Source organism: Streptacidiphilus sp. PAMC 29251, assembly GCF_054208735.2.
Window position 1 is genome coordinate 5,065,260 of sequence record NZ_CM135725.2, and the last position, 16,076, is coordinate 5,081,335.

The 16,076-nt window shown below is 68.5% G+C and carries 14 protein-coding genes and 2 pseudogenes; 7 read left to right on the plus strand and 9 right to left on the minus strand.

All coding sequences use genetic code 11. The features are described from left to right. Positions 1-269: 269 nt before the first annotated feature. Entirely contained in the window at positions 270-2,204 is a 1,935-nt protein-coding gene (locus tag ACXKR8_RS23830; RefSeq protein WP_458266606.1) for a hypothetical protein, read from the plus strand. Between the two features lie 122 nt (positions 2,205-2,326). On the opposite strand, the gene ACXKR8_RS23835 is transcribed toward ACXKR8_RS23830, so the two are convergent. From ACXKR8_RS23835 to ACXKR8_RS23845, 3 genes are all read right to left on the minus strand, one after another. Continuing rightward, complete coding sequence (locus tag ACXKR8_RS23835; protein WP_462099829.1) at positions 2,327-3,040, minus strand: hypothetical protein; 714 nt, start codon at positions 3,038-3,040, stop codon at positions 2,327-2,329. After that, complete coding sequence (locus ACXKR8_RS23840) at positions 3,037-4,275, minus strand: YncE family protein (protein ID WP_462099830.1); 1,239 nt, start codon at positions 4,273-4,275, stop codon at positions 3,037-3,039. Before ACXKR8_RS23840 ends, ACXKR8_RS23835 begins: the two co-directional genes overlap by 4 nt. A 328-nt stretch (positions 4,276-4,603) precedes the next feature. Continuing rightward, positions 4,604-4,999: a hypothetical protein gene (locus ACXKR8_RS23845; protein WP_458266608.1), complete on the minus strand. Its 396-nt coding sequence runs from the start codon at positions 4,997-4,999 to the stop codon at positions 4,604-4,606. Between the two features lie 258 nt (positions 5,000-5,257). On the opposite strand from ACXKR8_RS23845, the pseudogene ACXKR8_RS23850 reads away from it, so the two are divergent. Next, positions 5,258-5,521, plus strand: a pseudogene (locus tag ACXKR8_RS23850) (ADP-ribosylglycohydrolase family protein); the annotation flags it as partial. A 120-nt stretch (positions 5,522-5,641) separates the two neighbouring features. On the opposite strand, the gene ACXKR8_RS23855 reads toward ACXKR8_RS23850, so the two are convergent. Continuing rightward, a complete protein-coding gene (locus ACXKR8_RS23855; RefSeq protein ID WP_458266609.1) occupies positions 5,642-6,898 on the minus strand; it encodes an FG-GAP-like repeat-containing protein in 1,257 nt (418 codons plus the stop codon). Positions 6,899-7,091: 193 nt separating this feature from the next. Then, on the minus strand, positions 7,092-7,640 hold the full coding sequence (locus ACXKR8_RS23860) for a hypothetical protein (protein WP_458266610.1): 549 nt from the start codon (positions 7,638-7,640) through the stop codon (positions 7,092-7,094). Between the two features lie 371 nt (positions 7,641-8,011). Between ACXKR8_RS23860 and ACXKR8_RS23865 the strand changes: the two genes are divergently transcribed. The 4 genes from ACXKR8_RS23865 (at position 8,012) to ACXKR8_RS23880 (ending at position 11,856) form a co-directional block, all read left to right on the plus strand. Further along, positions 8,012-8,761: a hypothetical protein gene (locus ACXKR8_RS23865; RefSeq protein WP_458266611.1), complete on the plus strand. Its 750-nt coding sequence runs from the start codon at positions 8,012-8,014 to the stop codon at positions 8,759-8,761. A gap of 153 nt (positions 8,762-8,914) precedes the next feature. Next, positions 8,915-9,418, plus strand: coding sequence for a hypothetical protein (locus tag ACXKR8_RS23870; RefSeq protein ID WP_458266612.1), 504 nt, complete (start codon positions 8,915-8,917; stop codon positions 9,416-9,418). Positions 9,419-9,787: 369 nt separating this feature from the next. Continuing rightward, complete coding sequence (locus ACXKR8_RS23875; protein ID WP_458266613.1) at positions 9,788-10,069, plus strand: hypothetical protein; 282 nt, start codon at positions 9,788-9,790, stop codon at positions 10,067-10,069. Between the two features lie 638 nt (positions 10,070-10,707). Beyond that, positions 10,708-11,856 (plus strand): tyrosine-type recombinase/integrase, encoded by a 1,149-nt coding sequence (locus ACXKR8_RS23880; protein ID WP_458266614.1) that lies wholly within the window; start codon positions 10,708-10,710, stop codon positions 11,854-11,856. Positions 11,857-12,062: 206 nt separating this feature from the next. Here ACXKR8_RS23880 and ACXKR8_RS23885 read toward each other — a convergent pair whose 3' ends face one another. Both ACXKR8_RS23885 and ACXKR8_RS23890 read right to left on the minus strand, forming a co-directional pair. Continuing rightward, positions 12,063-12,338, minus strand: coding sequence for a DUF3253 domain-containing protein (locus ACXKR8_RS23885; protein ID WP_458266615.1), 276 nt, complete (start codon positions 12,336-12,338; stop codon positions 12,063-12,065). 6 nt (positions 12,339-12,344) lie between these two features. Next, complete coding sequence (locus tag ACXKR8_RS23890; RefSeq protein WP_458266616.1) at positions 12,345-12,665, minus strand: hypothetical protein; 321 nt, start codon at positions 12,663-12,665, stop codon at positions 12,345-12,347. A gap of 586 nt (positions 12,666-13,251) precedes the next feature. On the opposite strand from ACXKR8_RS23890, the gene ACXKR8_RS23895 reads away from it, so the two are divergent. Continuing rightward, positions 13,252-14,346 (plus strand): ISAs1 family transposase, encoded by a 1,095-nt coding sequence (locus ACXKR8_RS23895; RefSeq protein WP_458266617.1) that lies wholly within the window; start codon positions 13,252-13,254, stop codon positions 14,344-14,346. 30 nt (positions 14,347-14,376) lie between these two features. Here the strand turns inward: ACXKR8_RS23895 and ACXKR8_RS23900 are convergent. Together ACXKR8_RS23900 and ACXKR8_RS23905 are read right to left on the minus strand one after the other, a co-directional pair. After that, positions 14,377-14,712, minus strand: a pseudogene (locus tag ACXKR8_RS23900) (transposase); the annotation flags it as partial. A 48-nt stretch (positions 14,713-14,760) separates the two neighbouring features. Further along, positions 14,761-15,951: an IS110 family RNA-guided transposase gene (locus ACXKR8_RS23905; protein WP_458266618.1), complete on the minus strand. Its 1,191-nt coding sequence runs from the start codon at positions 15,949-15,951 to the stop codon at positions 14,761-14,763. Between the last annotated feature and the right edge of the window lie 125 nt (positions 15,952-16,076).

Below are 16,076 nucleotides of genomic sequence, written 5' to 3' on the forward strand. Positions count from 1 at the left end.
TTATTACTACCAGAGCCTGTGAAGCTTCCGCCCACCGGGGTGGCCGTCGTTACCGCCGCTCCGTCCCGCTGGGAACGGGGGCCGGGTCGAGCGGGTGTGGGCAAATCACCCTCCGCGGCATAAAGGATGCGAAAACTTTCGATGTCCGCCGCAGGCGAACCGGATTGGCACGCAAAGGAATTGGCGACGGCCTTCGGTGCACGCGTACATTTCACGCACACAAGTGCCACAGCCGCTTTGTCTCTATCGTTCCAGGGGGACTTTCCCGCGTGAGTATCCGCACGACCATTCCACGCGTCGCCTCGACCGCCCTGATCGCGGTCCTGCTCGCGCTCCCCGCCACGGGGGCGCGTGCGGCCGAGGACCCGAGCTCGGCACCGACGCCGGGGGCGTCCGCCCCCGCCCCGCCCTCGCCCTCGCCGAGCGACTCCGCAAGCCCGACCGCTTCACCGACCGATGCACCGACGGGTTCGCCCACGCCCCCGTCGTCCGCGTCGACCGGTCCCAGCTCCCCGGCGTCGCCGACGGACGCACCGTCCACCGATCCCTCGGCCTCCGCTTCCGCCTCCACCACACCTGAGCCGACCTCCACCCCCACGCCGACCTCGCTCCCCATTGCCACCCACGCCGCGGAGACGCCGTGGGCCACCAGCGGCCAGAACGGCTACCCGGACCACGGCCGGGTGGCTGTCTGGGCATGGGTCCAGGGCGCCACTCCAGGCAGCCTGAGCACCAGCGCCGAGATCACCGCGATCACCATGCACTTCGCTCTGCACGGTGCCCCGGCGGGCACTCCGGAGGCCGGCACCCAGTCCGACTTCGGCACCAAGCGCACCGAGAACGGTTCCTGGGTCGTCTCCACCGACACCAAACTGCCGCAACTCGGCCTGTACGACCTCTCGGCGGAGCTCACCGACAGCAACGGGAACCACGTCCTGGTCCCCGACGTGGGGCAGTTCGAGTACTACCCCGTGCTGACGGTCCTCTCGCGCAGCGCCAGCCCGAGCACGATCGACTTCGACCACCACACCGTCGCGATCACCGGGAAGGTCTCCCTGGTCGACCCCCGCGACGGAAGCAGCCTGCCCACCGCAGGCACCGCCCTCACCCTCACGGACGACTACTTCAGCAGTTCGGGCAGCATCGTCGCGACCGTGGACGCCGACGGCGACTACACAGCCGACACCGTGGTCGACCAGGCCAACGCCGACTTCCACGCCGTCGCGGCGAGTTGCCCCACCACCGCCTTCCCCTGCTACCTGGCCCCGGACCAGCAGCCCGAGACCGCGGTGAACGCGGTCACCGAGCCCACCCGCATCCGGATGCTGACGCCCACGACCCTGTACGGTCCGCTGCACGGCAGCGTCACCTTCGCCGGCATCGTGGAGCACCTCTCGGGGAGCACCTGGCTGCCCACCCCGGGCATGCACATCAACGACACCGGCGGTCCCGAGGGCTACACCCAGAAGGTCGCCACGACCGGTGCGGACGGGATCTTCCACTTCAGCACCAGCACGACCAGCAGCCACAGCTTCGACGACTACTACAACTTCAGCCCGTTCCTCGACAGCGGATCGTCCGGCCCCACCGTTCAGGCGCATGTCGTCGCGGCGTCCTCGATCGCCTCGTTCAAGGTGACCGAGGACGTCTACGCCGACGCGCTGATCAGCGGCAGGATCACCGCCGCCACCGGAACCCCCGGTGGTCTGGTCGACGTCCAGTACTCCGCCGACAACCGGCACTGGTCCCGGGTGGGCACGGTCAAGGAGCCCTACGGCGACCTCGGGATCACCGCCTACAACGGGACCCACGCCGGGTGGTGGCGCGTCTACTACCGCGGGACGTCCGACTTCGCCCCGGTCTACAGCAAGAGCGTGCACATCGCCCGTACCGTCACCAGGATCACCGGCGGGCGGCCCAGTACCGCGCATCCGCGCCGCAACCAGTACGAGGCCTTCTCCGGTTCACTGCAGCAGTACGGCCACAGCTGGACGGGCATGGCGCACGCCAAGGTCGGGCTGTTCTTCCGGCCCACTGGCAGCAAGACCTGGTACCAGATGGCCACGACCAGGACCGACGCCCACGGCAGGTACTCGCTTCGTGCCAAGGACCCCGAGGGCGGCACCTGGTGCGTCGCCGACATCTGGCCCGACGCGACGCATCTGATCGCGGACGGTCCGGCGGTCTGGGTGGGCGTCCACTGACCTCGCCCCGCTGAGGCGGTACGGACGGAAGAACGACCTGTGGCCCGGCGCCGTCCAGCGTGATCACCGATCCCCCCCGGGCGGCGGTGTCGCGCGGGGGCCGAACTACGGGGCATGGCGTGTCAGCTGGTGAAGTCCATGTACTTCCAACTGGTGTACGTGGTGGCGTTCACCGAGTCGCCGGAGGCGCCCTCGACGTAGACGGCGCGGACGCGGGCGCGGAGGGACTTGCCCGGGGCCCCCAGTTTCACCGCCACCTTGCCGCTGCCCGCGAGCCCGAAGTACTCGGAGTCGGAGGTGTACCAGTGGCCCTGGTAGTAGACCTGCAGGTCGAGCCGCACCATTCGGCCCTTGTAGTAGGGCATGGAGGTGGTGAAGACCGGCGAGGTCGTCCGGTGGAAGTACGCGTACGTGGTGGAGCCGATCTTCGCGCTCTTGTACTGCTTCGACAGCACCGTCGAGACCCGGGTGTACGCGTACGAGTGGGTGCTGACCGTCTTCGACGCGGTGCGCTCGTCGCCCGCGTAGACGGTGGTGAACGTCCAGTTGCGGTGCATGATCACCGAGACCGACAGGTTGCCGGCGGAGTTGACCGTGCCGCTCTTCAACAGCCGCTTGCCCTGGTCGGCGCCGTACGGGTCGCCGTAGATCGCCACCGTGCGGTTCTTGTACTCCGCGCCCAGGTGCACCGTGTAGGTGGCCTTCGCGCCGTAGGAGTAGTGCTTGCTGTTGTTGGTGACGGTCAGCGTGGGCACGGTGCGGGAGACCGCGACCTTGGCCGGGGTGCTGACGGCGGTGTGCGTGGTGTCGCCCGCGTAGGAGACCGTGTAGGTCACCGTGCCGCCGACCGTCGGGGTGTCGCTGAAGCTGAATGTGCCGCCGGAGCCGGTGGTGACCGATGCCAGCGCCTTGCCCTTGGGTAGTCCAGGTCGGTACGGGTGACCGTCAGCCTGACGCCGGTCGGCAGCGGCACTGTGGCGCTGATCCTGCCGGTGACGGTGAGCTTCTTGGCGCGGGTCGCGCCGGCGGGGGCCTTCACCGACAGTGTCGGCACGCTGAGCGTGGGACCGGTGAAGACCTTCAGGGTGTAGCTGTCCGCGCCGTTGCCGGAGGAGTTCTGGACCTGCTCCAGTGCGTAGACCTGGGACCCGTCCGGGTCCCAGGCGACCTGGACCGAGGCCGCGCCGGTGGCGTAGGTGCGCACCGGCTGGGCCGCGTTCGGCTGGAAGATCCGGACGTCGCCGCCCTTGTCGACCTGGGCGACCAAGCCGCCTGGGGAGATGTCGGCGGTGTCCCACTCGTTCTCGGCGGGGTAGGTGCCGGTCTGGACGTAGGAGCTGCCGCTGTAGCTCATCCGGTCGTAGCCGTCGAGCAGCAGGCCGCCGCCGGGGATCAGGTCGACGTCCTGGATCTCGTCCGGGGTCCCGGCGCCGTAGCCGGCCACCTCGTTCTGCAGTTGGGGCGTGCCGCTGGAGAGGTCGAAGAGGCGCGCCTCGCTCGGGGACTGGCCCTGGGTGAGGCCGGTCAGCTCGTTCGGCTCGGCCGTGGAGGCGCTGAGCAGCTCCGGGTTCCAGAGCTCGTTCTGGGCGACCTGAGCCAGCGCCACCGTGCCCGACGAGTCCACGGAGCCGAGGTTGCCGTCCCACTGGTCGCCGTAGCTGAACCAGAGCTTGCCCGCGGCGAAGGCGACGCTCACCGGGCCGTCGTTGGTGGCGATCGCGTAGCGGCCCTTGACCGCGAGGGTGGCCGCGTCGATGGCCACGATCTGGTGGGCAGTGGGCGAGGCGGCGTACACGGTCGAGCCGTCCGCCGAGACGGCAAGGCTGTCGACGCCCGCGATGCCGGTGACCGAGCCGAGCTTCACACCGTTCCGGTCGGCGGCGTAGACGGTGCCGGCGGTGGTGTCGCCGACGAAGACCCGGTCCAGCGGGCCGTCAGCGACAAGGCCGCCGACCGAGGTGGTGGTGACGGCGGTGGCCGCCGACGCGGTTGCCGCGGTGCTGATACCGAGCACGACCGAGCCGAGCAGGATCGCGGCCGCGGTCGCTATGGATGTGCTGCGCGTGCGCACAGGTGTATGCCCCCAAAGACGTGAAGAGCCCGGCGCGGTGGGGCGGTCGGGACGGACTGCTCCGCCCCCTCGCAGCGGCCGTCCGCGCAGCTCAGGCTGTCGGCACGGAGTGTAAACCATCGCTGCGACAGTCCGCCCCGGCTTTCCCGTGCACCCCGCCGCCGGCACTGTCGGAGCCGCTTCGTTGACACGGAAGTCGAGCTGACGGCCGGGTGGGTCGGCCCGAACCCTCCCGAGGCTCGGGCCCCACGACTGACAGCCGACGATACTCGTACCCCTACTGGTTCGGCACTGCCTCGGGCGTCGCCTCGTCCGTCGCGGAACGGCGTCAGCCTTGGATGCGTTTGGCCAGCGCCGCAGCAAGTACAGCAGCCACGGGAGTACCGAAGAAGCAGATGAGGATCCAAAACGATTCGCCGCTGGCAAACGTGATCACCAGGTTCTCAGCGAAGAAGGCAGTACTGGCAGCGAAGGCAGCACGCCCCGGGTGGGACGGCGTCTTCGTGGGCTCCTGCGGCAAACCAACTGGTGACTTGGCCAGGGCCAGCGCGGCGCCTACCGCCAGGCCGGGAAGCAGCCCGAGAGCCCCTCCGACTGCGATGGCCTCTATGCCTATTGCCAGGCTGAGGAGGCCCAAAAATCCAGGGCCGCCCATGAATTGGACAGCGGATTCGATTGCGTCGCCCACCATGATGATCGCAAATGGCGCTGCCGATACAGCCATGCCATACGCGGCTCCACGCAACACGATTGTCGACCTGAGCTGCATTGTTTCCCCCCGGCGGGGATTATGACACGTGATCAGCACCTGCCCAAGAGGCCCTGCTCCGCAGGACCACGAACCGTCCCCTTGAACGGCTACCGCACAGCCGATCCCCAGGCCCCGGATCCAGTACTGGCGCGAGCCGCTCTCTCACCCGCAGTGAGGGCCATGAACCCAGAAACCCGGTGTCATCCGCCTGCCCAGCGCGTCTAGGCTGCCTGCCTCGGCTCCGCCGTCTGGGCCCTGCGCACCACCACGTCCTACGAGGACGCCCTCCGCACCGCCGTGGACCTCGGCGGCGACACCGACACCGTCGCCGCCGTCACTGGCGGCCTCGCCGGCGCGGTCTACGGACTCGACGCCATCCCCCACGGCTGGTCCGCACCGCTGCACACGCCACTCCCCGGAACCGGCGGCCGCATGCTGAACGCCGACGACCTGACCCTTCTCGCCCTCCGGCTCGACCAGCCCTCCCGGGCCTGACCGCGGAGGAGTCAGTCGATCGGGGGCCATGCACCATTCAGCAGGTGGCGGGCCCCCTCGACGATCCGGTCCTGGTCCAGGCCCACGGCCGCCCCGGCGACCCGTCGACCCGTCGACCCGTCAGATGAACAGCTCGCGCGGGTCGATCGCCAGGTACACGGCCCAGGCCTGCCGACTGTGCGGCAGCAGCCCCCTGCCGTCACCGGAGAACAGGCTCAGCGTGCCGTCGTTGGCGGCGGCGTAGAGGTCGTTGTGCCCGTCCCCGTCAGCGTCGCCGACCGCGAAGAGTCGCACGGACTGGGGCACTCCGCTGGTGATCAGGTGCCGTACGCCGAGCACGCCCGAGGCCGTGCCGGGGTACAGCCACAGCTTGCCCTTGCTGTCCCGGGCGGTCAGGTCGGGTCTGCCGTCACCGTTCAGGTCACCGGTGCCGACCAGCGCGGTCATCCCGTTCCAGCCGGCGCCCAGCGCGCGCCGACCGCTCAACGTGCCCCGGGCGTTGCCCGGGTAGACCCACAGGTTGCCCTTGGCGTCCCTGGCCACCAGGTCGTTGCGCCCGTCCCCGGTCAGATCGCCGATGCCCACGAGCGCGGTCATCCCGTTCCAGCCGGCACCCAGCGCGCGCCGGCCGCTCAGCGTGCCCTGGGCGTTGCCCGGATACAGCCACAGATTGCCCTTGGCGTCCCGGGCGATGACGTCCTCACGCCCGTCGCCGGTGAAGTCACCGTGCCGCACCAGGGCCGTCATGCCGTTCCAGCCGGGGCCCAGGTTCCTCTGGGTGCCGTCTCCGTTGAGCACCCACAGGTTCCCCTCCACCGAGCGCATCAGCAGGTCGCTCCGGTCGTCACCGCGGAAGGAGCCGAAGTCGTGCGGCGTGGGGGACGTGGACCAGATGTACTGCGGCGATTGCCAGAGGATGTACTGCGCTCCGTCCTCGGCTTCGTGCCTGGTCGGTGCGAACCGAATCGACCCGATGTGACCGTTCATCCCGACGAACTTGGTCTTGCCCCAGTCGTAGTGCGTAGCGTCGGACGATGGGCGGGTGGAGATCAGGTTGTAGCCGGCGCCCGGAGGGGACGAGTAGTTCGTCGAGGGGAACAGGGATACGTACGAGGAGGTCCGGTTGACGAAGGACCTGGTCCGGGCGCCGGCCAGGCCGAGGTCGCGGTGGCTGCCGTGGTAGATCCACATCGTTCCGTCGGCGATCTCCCCCGAGAAGAGGCAGAAGTCGCCCCTGGGACAGCGGTCGCCGGTCATGCTCGAGTCCGAGGCCGAGGCCGCTGTGGCCCCGGTCAGCGAGCCTGCGAGCACGCCGAGCAGCGCCGTACCCGTCGCCAGAATCCGGGCGACCCGACCCGCCACCGTACGTCCCACCATGGTTTCCCCCGCTCCCACCACCGCACATCCGTGCGAGTTTCGGTGAGCAAAGTACTACAGCACCCTGCCCTGCCTCGGCTGATCGGGCCAAAGCACTCCACAGCGTCGACGGCGTACGCGTGACCGTGCAGTCCCGCGCTGAGCTCGGCCACCTGCTCGGAGGGCGGGGTGACCGTGATGCGCGTGGGGCTCCTCAGACGGGTTGCCGCCCTTCCCGCTCCGGCGACCCGGGCGGGTAGTCACTCGGCAGCCATCTCCCGACACTGAGCATCCGGGTCTGGTACTGCTTCGTGTCAGGTGCCAGGAGCCGATTCAACCCGAGGTCGTCAACGTCCATCCACGACTGAACCACCCGGTTGTCCGGCTGGTTCACGTTCCCGACGACGCACGTCAGTGCCCCCTGCACCAGCTCCACGCCCTTCGATGGCGACTGCACCCGCGCCGTGAACGGAACGAACAGAGCAACGCGCGTCAGCACGAACCCACGGTCCTCAAAGTTGGGTGCCAGGTCGTCGTAGTCGAGATGGCCATCGCCACGCGGGACCGGCGTCTCAGTAAGCGTCAGCCGACTCAGCAAGGCACCAGCCTCCCGGTCTTCGAGGTGGCCGGCGACCCGCTCACGAATGAAGCCGAACGGATCATCGAAGAACTGGGCGAATAGCTGGACAGGCTTGTCCGCGCGCACGAATGCGGCGAAGGCCTCCGAGTCCTGGATGCCCCTCCCACCAGGTACCTCATCCATGCCCTGTCCCCCATGCTCTGTCGAAGCCCGGCTACCGCTGACCCCAGCCAGCGTAGGGCCGTGACCAGAATCAATCGGCCGCTTGGCATCCCCCGCGGTCGCCTTGCTGAACCACCGCCAACCAGCTGCCAACCCCCGCCATGAACCAACCGGCGCCCGCCGACTGGGCCGTGGACATCCCGGAGTCGAAGCGCGACCGCCGGAGACCTCGTCTTGACCGATGCCGAGAGAGCAGGTGCGGGCGCGGACACCCTGCCCATGAGTTGACGGTTCCCGTGTGCGAACATGTGACGCCTGTGCAGGGGGAGTACGCAGGCGGGGGACGCACAAGCATGCCCTTGGCTCGGAATCCCGGACGGGGAGCGCACTCTATGAACACCATCCACCGAGCGTCGTCCGCCGTGGTTTTCTGCCTGGTACTCGGCATCGCCACGGCCGCCTGCGGCACTACGACCACGACGCAAGCCGCGTCCGCCCCGGCGAGCCGAGCCGCCGCGGCTCCAGAGGACCCGCTGGCCTCGCTCGGCGGTCCCGCGACAGTCGCCAAGGCGTACACCGACCTCGGCACCGCCGCGTCGGTCCATATCGTCAGCCATACCAGCGATGGCAGCCAGGAGAGCAACGTCAATCTGCAGATAGAACTGGGCAAGGGCTGCTCCGGCACCGTGAATTGGACCGGAACCGGGTCGATCCAACTCGTGGTCATCGGCACTCGGCTGTGGATGAAGCCGGACGCCGCCTACTGGAAGGCCGAAGGCAAAGCCGTTCCTGCCGGCGTCCACGGCAAGTACCTGCTCGGCTCCACGACGGATGCGCGCTTGGCCTCGATAGCCGGCTACTGCACCATGACCAAGACCATGGCAGCCGGAAAGTCGGACCTGTCCGGCATGAAGAAGGGCGCGCCGACAACCGTCAACGGCCAGAAGGCGCTGAACATCAGCGATACCAAGTCCACCTGGAGTCTCATCGTCTCCGACACGGCCACGCCGGAGATACTGCAGGTCATGCAAACCGTCGGCGCAGCAAGCGGCTCGTCGCAACTCGACCACTACAACGTGCCGGTGACGCTCACGCCGCCCCCGTCGAGCGAGGTCGTGGATGGCACCGCGTACGGCATGTGATCCATAGCAGGGCATTTCGGCCGACACCACGCCCAGGATCTCCGCGATCACGGCGGACCCCGGCCGTCGCCCTCGGTCCGGGACGTCATCGGCCTCTGGCCCACTGCACTGGCATGCTGGCTTGTCGTGGTCTTGAGAACGATGATGATGCTCATGGGGAACCGCGACGACGAACTCATGGCACTGTTTCGCAGCCTGGATGACCCTGACTGGATGGAGCGTCCCGCGAGCTTCGATGGCGCAGCAGTCGTCGAGCGCTTTGATCGACTGGTCTCACGTGTCGAAGACACGTTCTACTACCAGTGCTCAGCCGATCGTTGGACTCAGGATTCCAGCGAATTCGCTCGTTTGACGATTCCCGAGCAGGCGACCGTGTGCAGGGAGCGGATCGTCATCTGTGTGAGCAAGTTCGGCAACCTGGCCATGACCGCAGCGGAAAACCCAGGTGCTTACCTGGACCTGGACGATGCGATGACCGAGGGCGCGATAGATAGTGGTGACCGGACCCGCGTCGAGGCCCTGCTGACCGATGCTGGCTACGTCGTCGTCTCGGAGAGCTTCCTCGGCCGCCGGTACGACGGGGTGAGTGACCTCGCGCGGTATCACAGCGCGCAGTATCCACCGGATTGGTGGGACAGGTTCTTCGGCGTCATGTAGGTCGGACGCCATCCATCCATGATCAGCGGGCCTCACCGACAGCAGGGAACGCACTCGCCGGCTCCCAACCCTGGGCGCGCGCCCTTGACGACGTGCCCAAGTCTCCGGGAGCCGATGGCCCGGATGGGGCCACTCGACACCTCGGACGGCGGCGCTGGTCTACCAGCACGCCAGCAGTGATCGGGGCCGGGTGATCGCTGAGGCCCTGACGCTGCTTGCTCCAGCGGTCAGGGAGAAAGGCGAAGACGAGGGCAGGGCAACTGGCTTGCCTGCACCGGTCTGATTGGGACACGCTGACCTGGCACCGGTCGGGGCACCAATGAACCCCAAGCCTTTGGCATGGGGTTCTGCGTGAGGTGGGGGCGAGAAATGGGCAAGAGAAAGCGCGCGCCATCGTGGGCACAGGTGCCGACGAGCATCACGATCTTCGCAACGCCGGAAGGCTGGCGGCACAGCATCTGGGCGGGTGGGTTCCTCTGCGGGCGCCTGGACCTGCCCGCGGGGGCCGGCGACGACGACGCCAAGGCGGCCGCACAGACGTTGATCATCGGCCTCGCCGCGGATTTCCATGACGTCGCCCTGGAGATCGACTGGACCGCCGGCGAGACTCCACACTCCTGGAACGGTGAGGCGCGCCGAGTAGGGACGTGAGGCGCCCGGCCCAGGCTTCAGGACCGCGCGGGGTCCCTCCGGGCGATCGGGCAAGCAACGGGCACGCGGACTCGAATTGGTCTAGATAATAAAGAACCCCGGCCGCTTGGCCTGGGGCTTTGCACTGGAGCGGGTGACGAGAATCGAACTCGCGCTCTGAGCTTGGGAAGCTCTCCAGCTTACGCGGCGTTTCCGCAGGCCAGAGGCTTGCAGCTTGCCAATTCGCCCCTGCTGAAGCTGAATTATTTGACCCTCATTGTCCGCCGCATACCGCTCCTACCGGTGCGCTACCCGTGCGCTCGCTTCGATCCGGCCGACCACATGAGGAGGCAAGGAACCCCACATGTCGGCACCCACGCCGACGTCCCCATGCCCGGGCAGGCGCGGCTTGAGCCTCCCGCACCAAGCTCACGAGCACTCGCGCGCTCGGATGACCACTCGTACAGACCTCCGATTGTCGGCAGCCTTCGCCTTGCCCTCCTAGCGATGTTCACTGGAGGTCACCAGCCACAACACTCCGTACACACTTGCCGGTCCCCCGGGACCAACTGCGGGAGGGCGTCATGAGCTCGAATCCGGAGGACTCTGCCGACACGATTCCCTTACCGGGCTGCCTGCGGGGGGACGGTGTCTGCGTGATGGGGAACCAGCCACGCAGGAAGCGCCGCTTCGGGCAGATCCGCCAGTACCGCTCGGGGCGGTGGGGAGCGCACTACCTCGGCCCGGACCTCCAGCGGCACCGCTGCCCGCACCCGCTGGCCACCAGACTCGAGGCAGTGGGATGGCTGTGCGGGATCGAACAGCACCTGTCACGCGGTGACTGGCGCAGCCCCAAGGGCGGAAAAGTCTCCTTCCGGATCTATGCCTCGTCCTGGGTGGAGGAACGCGTCCTTGCCGCCACCACCGTGGACCTCTACCTCCAGCTCCTCAAGAAGCACCTCCTGCCCTACCTCGGCGACTGGGACCTGGACGAGATCACCCCACCGCGCGTGCGCACCTGGAGGGCCCAGCGGCTCAAGGCGACCGGCCCCACCGTGATCGCCAAGTCCTACCGGCTGCTGAAGGCCATCCTGGAGACCGCGGTCGACGACGAGCTGATCCGCCGCAACCCCTGCCGGATCCCCGGCGCGGGCAAGGAGCACGCACCCGAACGGCCCATCGCCACCATCAGCCAGGTCGACGCCCTCGCCGACGCGGTAGGGCCGCGCTGGCGGCTCATGGTCTACCTCGCCGCCTACGGACCCGCCCGCCCCGAAGAACTCGCCGCCCTGCGCCGCCGCGACGTGGATACGGAGTTCGCGGCCGTACGCGTAGCCCGGGCCGCCCCCGAACTGCACACCGGTCAGCGGGCACTGGGGGTCACGAAGTCTCCCGCCGGCGTGAGGATCCTGATCCTGCCGGGGTTCCTTCGGCTGGAGATCAAAGCCCACCTCGAACTGTTCGCCGATCCCGGGCCCGACGGGCTGCTGTTCATCGACGAGCACGGCACTCCGGTCAGCCGCTCGATCCTCGGGCGCAGGTGGCGCAAGGCTCGCACTACCGTCCGCCTCCCCGAGGACTTCCACTTCTACGACCTGCGACACACCGGCCACACCCTGGCTACCCAGAACGGCGCCACCCTGAGAGACACCATGGTCCGCGCCGGCCAAGTCTCCGAGCGCGCAGCCCTGATCTACCAGCACTCCAACCGACAACGGCAACAGGACATCGCCGACGCCCTCGATCACGCAGTTCGAGCCCACCGCCAACGCCCCACCCAACGCACCGCTGGACCCGCACGGCCCTGACGCCCCCGAGGCCGGCAGCGGTGGACCGGTTCCCTCTCTACGAGCCGCTCCCGCGGAGCTGGAAGCCTGGCGGGTAGGAGCGCCGCAGTGCGGATCGCCCCTACGCCGATGGAAGTGCGTCCGGAGGCGTGCGGGCGGACGTGTAGTCCGGATTACCCCTGCGCTGGCGGGGATCGTGCCACGCGTGCAGTACTCGAAAGGACCAGTTACCGCGTTCGACGGATGCGGATCGGACCGCGAGCCTGAGCCGGTGTGATGGGGTGACCACCTTGGGTGATCTGGACCTTACCCGCTGCGGCCAGACGCCACGCGGCCCGGCGGGTCGGTTCCATCAGCGCCCGCCACCCGTCGTCCTCCCCCGTGTACGCCGCCCGGGCAGCATCGGAGGGGCAGATCGTGGCCCCCGGCTCCCGGTGATCCAGAAGGGACATGATGGCCTGCTCGACCATTGTGTCGACCTGCCGTTGCTCCTGCGCAGCCATGCGGACTCACTCCTCGACATCCAGCTTCTCCAGGCCCTGTTCCCATCGTTCGCGGCGCTGCTGCGCGGACAGTTCCCACCAGGGCGTGCCCCGCTCCCCCAGAGCCGTCTTCGCCGTGTGCACGCGGGACCGGGCCTTGTGCTCCGCCTCGGCGTCCCCGGCGGCCAGGGCTGTGCGCACGGCACGGCGGCCCGCCATCAGATGGTGCCGCAAGCGGTCGGCCGTGGCCTCGGGCAGCGAAGGGTCCGTCGCGCGCCATCGGCGACCGCCGATCACGACGTGGTGGCCGTCCGGCGTCTTCTCCGGTGGTTCTCGCTGGGCACGCACGAACACCATTCTCCGGCGCACCTGCCGAAGGCGCGAGCGGCCCAGGCCCAGGAGCTGCGAGGACAGGCTCGACGCCTCGGGAACCGAGTGGCGACTGGGTGCGCCGCTGGCGTTGAGGCGTGTTCGGGAACGTCGCCGGGTGGGGGTCACCTCTGGGCGTCGTGGTCGGGGACCAGGCGGGGGCCAGGTGGGTCTCTTGGCAGTGCTTGCGGTGGCCGGTCCAGCGCTGCTGGGGTCACCGTGCTTTGTGGGCGGCGTCGGCGTGCCCGACGCCGATCCGTTGCGATGGCTGCTTGCGCAGTATGTGGCGTCGAAGGCGCAGGCAGTGCGGGAGTGCGGGGCAGGCGAGGGGCGCCGTCCAGAGCGGAATCCTCGGCGCCGAGGGCACCCCGGTGACAGGGCTGTTGCAAGGTCGGGTAATCTTGTGAACTCGCTGGTCAGCGTGCCGTGTCCGGGATAGACGAAGCTCCGTTGTGGTCGATGACCTCACAAGTCCTCGACAAACAACGGAGCTTCGGTGATTCCTGAGTCTGCCATGTCCAGTCGGCTTCCATGGGGCGCGGGGAGCGTGTCGCCTGGTGCCACGGTGTTCGCGCTGGTCAACGGCTTGCGTGACCCGCGTGATCCGCGTGGGCGGCAGTATCCGCTCGGTGCGGTGCTGCTGGTCGCGCTGTGCGCGCTGTCGTGCCGGTTCGAGTCGTTCCGGGCGATGGGGCAGTGGGCGGCCGCGGCGCCGGCGTCCACGCTGGAGCGGCTCGGATTGCGCCGCTGCGGGGTCTTCGGGCTGGTCAGGGCGCCGAGTGCGTCCACAATCCGCCGGGTAGTCGGTGCTGTGATGCCCGGCGGGCTGGAGGGGCTGCTGCGAGCCTTTGCGGTCCAGGCGCGGGAGGTGGCGGTGGACGGCAAATGTCTGCGGGGCTCGCGGGACCAGGCCGGGCAGGCGGTGACGGTACTCGGGGCGATAGTGCAGGACGGCACACTGGTCGCGCAGCAGCGGGTTCCCGACAAGACGAACGAGATCACCGGGTTCGCGGCGCTGCTGTCGGTGCTGGACCTGGCGGGGGCGGTGGTGACGGCGGATGCTCTGCATACGCAGCGTGACCATGCCCGGGTGCTGGTCGAGGAGTTCGGTGCACACTACGTTTTCACGGTCAAGCGCAACCAGCCCGAGCTGTGGACGGCGTGCCGGGCGGTGCCCTGGGAACGGGTCAGCACGTCCTCCCGGTCCACGGTCCGAGCGCACGGCCGGGTGGAGACCCGCATCATCCAGGCCGTGACCTGGAACGATCTCGACTTTCCGCACCTGCGACAGGTGGCCCGGCTGACTCGGCACCGCACCGACAGCAAGACCGGGAAGCGTTCGCGGGAGACGGTGTACGTGATCACGGACCTGTCGTCGGCGCAGGCCGACCCGCAGATGATCGGGGCTTACGTCCGCGGCCACTGGGGAGTGGAGAACAAGATCCATTACGTTCGTGATGTTGCCTTCGGCGAGGACGCCTCCCGCATCCGCACCCGCCACGGAGCCCAGAACATGGCCACCTTGAGGTCAGTCGCCATGAACTTCCTCCGCAGGAGCGGGAGTTCCATCGCCGATGCACGTCGAGCCATGGCCCTCGCGCCCCACACAGCCCCGCTCGAACTCTTCGGCATCCCTACTGACCTGCACGTTCACCCATGAAATCCGACCTTGCAACAGCCCTGCCCCTCAGATGCAGCCGTCCACCGAGATCTTACTCAGCCCGAGACCGATCATGCGGTCGTACGCCTCCCGGGCCAGGGCGTGCACCTGTTCAGCGATCCCGAGTCCGGCCCACTCCTTGACGCGGCGTCGGATCGTACGGTCGGAGCATCCGGGCGTGGCGATCCGCTCGTAGCCCGAGCCGTGGACCAGCGCGAGCACGATGTGCTCGAAGACCGTCCGGTCCGGGACCCGGCGTCGGTGACAGCCCAGCGGATGGTCCGCGGCGAACTCGCCACGGGCGGGCAGGAGCGCAGCGAACTGGTCCCAGAGGGGTTCGAGCAGGCAAGATGGCAACGCGGGCACGGCCGTCCTTCGTGATCACTGAGCGTAGAGAACATCCCAATGCCGTTGTCAACCAGCCGCCGTGACTGCCGGTATTGCTTGGTAGCACGCTCCGTCGCGGAGCATCGCCCACAGCACGTTCACCCGTCGTCGCGCGAGCGCGATCAGGGCCTGCTTGTGCCCCTTGCCCTCGGCGCGCTTTCGGTCGTAGAAGATCCGCGAAGCCGCGCAGGATTTCAGGCTGGCCATCGAGGAGAGGTAGAAGACCCTCAGCAAGCCGCGGTGGTAGCGGCGGGGGCGGTGCAGGTTGCCGCTGACCCGTCCGGAGTCCCGGGGAGCTGGGGCCACGCCTCCGTAGCCGGCCAGGCGGTCGGCGCTGGCGAAGGCATCCATGTCACCGCCGGTGGCCGCAAGGAACTCGGCCCCGAGCTGGCTGCCCATCCCGGGCAGGCTGCGGATCACCTCGGCGTGCGGGTGCTCGCGGAACCTCGCCTCGGTGAGGGCGTCGAGCTCGGCGATCTCCTCGTCCAGGGCCATCACAGCCTTGGCCATCCGGATCACCATCGCGGCGGCGAGCTTCTCGCCGGGCAGTGCGGTCTGCTGGGCCTGGGCCGCCTCCAGCACGGTCTTCGCCAACGACTCGGAGCTGCGGACCTTGCGGTTGCGCAGCCAGGACTCGATGCGCTTGGCCCCGGTGCGGCGGATGGCGGCCGGGGTCTGGTAGCCGGTCAGCAGGACGATCGGACCCTTGTTCGTCAGGTCCAGTGCGCGTTCCAATGCGGGAAAGTATTCCAGCAGTTGGGCACGCAGCCGGTTGATCTGGCGAGTGCGGTCGCTGACCAGGTCGGTGCGGCGGGTGGTGAGGATGCGCAGGTCGACCGCTATCGGGTCGCCGGGCCGCAGCCGGCCCAGGTCGCGGCGCATGCGGGCCTGGTCGGCGATGACGAAGGCGTCCTTCGCGTCGGTCTTTCCCTCGCCGCGGTAGGTGCCCGTGGCACGGTGGACGGCCAGACCGGTGAGGTAGGCCATCGGCTGGTCGTGGTTGAGCAGCAGGCCGATCAGTAGCGCGGCGCCGCCGTGGTTGATGTCCACCGCCCACAGCACATCACCGTCGATGCCCAGGACGTCGCGGATCAACTCCAGCAGAGCCGGCTCGTCGTTCAGGACACGACGCGACAGCAGCCGCTCGCCCCGCTCGTTGAGCACCACGCAGTGGTGATGCTCCTTGCCGATGTCCACTCCGGCCCAGACCTGCGGCACAGCTACCTCCGTCAGCTTGTCGTCAACAAATCCCGCAGACGACCTCGCCGACGTAGTCCTACAGAGCGATCAAGTCGCACATCCCAATTGGCGGTCGGGTCGTCGCGGGGCTCCGGGCGGCCATG

Coding starts and splice junctions, on each gene's coding strand:
- ACXKR8_RS23845 (WP_458266608.1), bottom strand. CDS start 4,999: ATGGCTGTATCGGCAGCGCCATTTGCGATCATCATGGTGGGCGACGCA.
- ACXKR8_RS23865 (WP_458266611.1), top strand. CDS start 8,012: ATGAACACCATCCACCGAGCGTCGTCCGCCGTGGTTTTCTGCCTGGTA.
- ACXKR8_RS23855 (WP_458266609.1), bottom strand. CDS start 6,898: ATGGTGGGACGTACGGTGGCGGGTCGGGTCGCCCGGATTCTGGCGACG.
- ACXKR8_RS23885 (WP_458266615.1), bottom strand. CDS start 12,338: ATGGCTGCGCAGGAGCAACGGCAGGTCGACACAATGGTCGAGCAGGCC.
- ACXKR8_RS23870 (WP_458266612.1), top strand. CDS start 8,915: ATGGGGAACCGCGACGACGAACTCATGGCACTGTTTCGCAGCCTGGAT.
- ACXKR8_RS23875 (WP_458266613.1), top strand. CDS start 9,788: ATGGGCAAGAGAAAGCGCGCGCCATCGTGGGCACAGGTGCCGACGAGC.
- ACXKR8_RS23880 (WP_458266614.1), top strand. CDS start 10,708: ATGGGGAACCAGCCACGCAGGAAGCGCCGCTTCGGGCAGATCCGCCAG.
- ACXKR8_RS23860 (WP_458266610.1), bottom strand. CDS start 7,640: ATGGATGAGGTACCTGGTGGGAGGGGCATCCAGGACTCGGAGGCCTTC.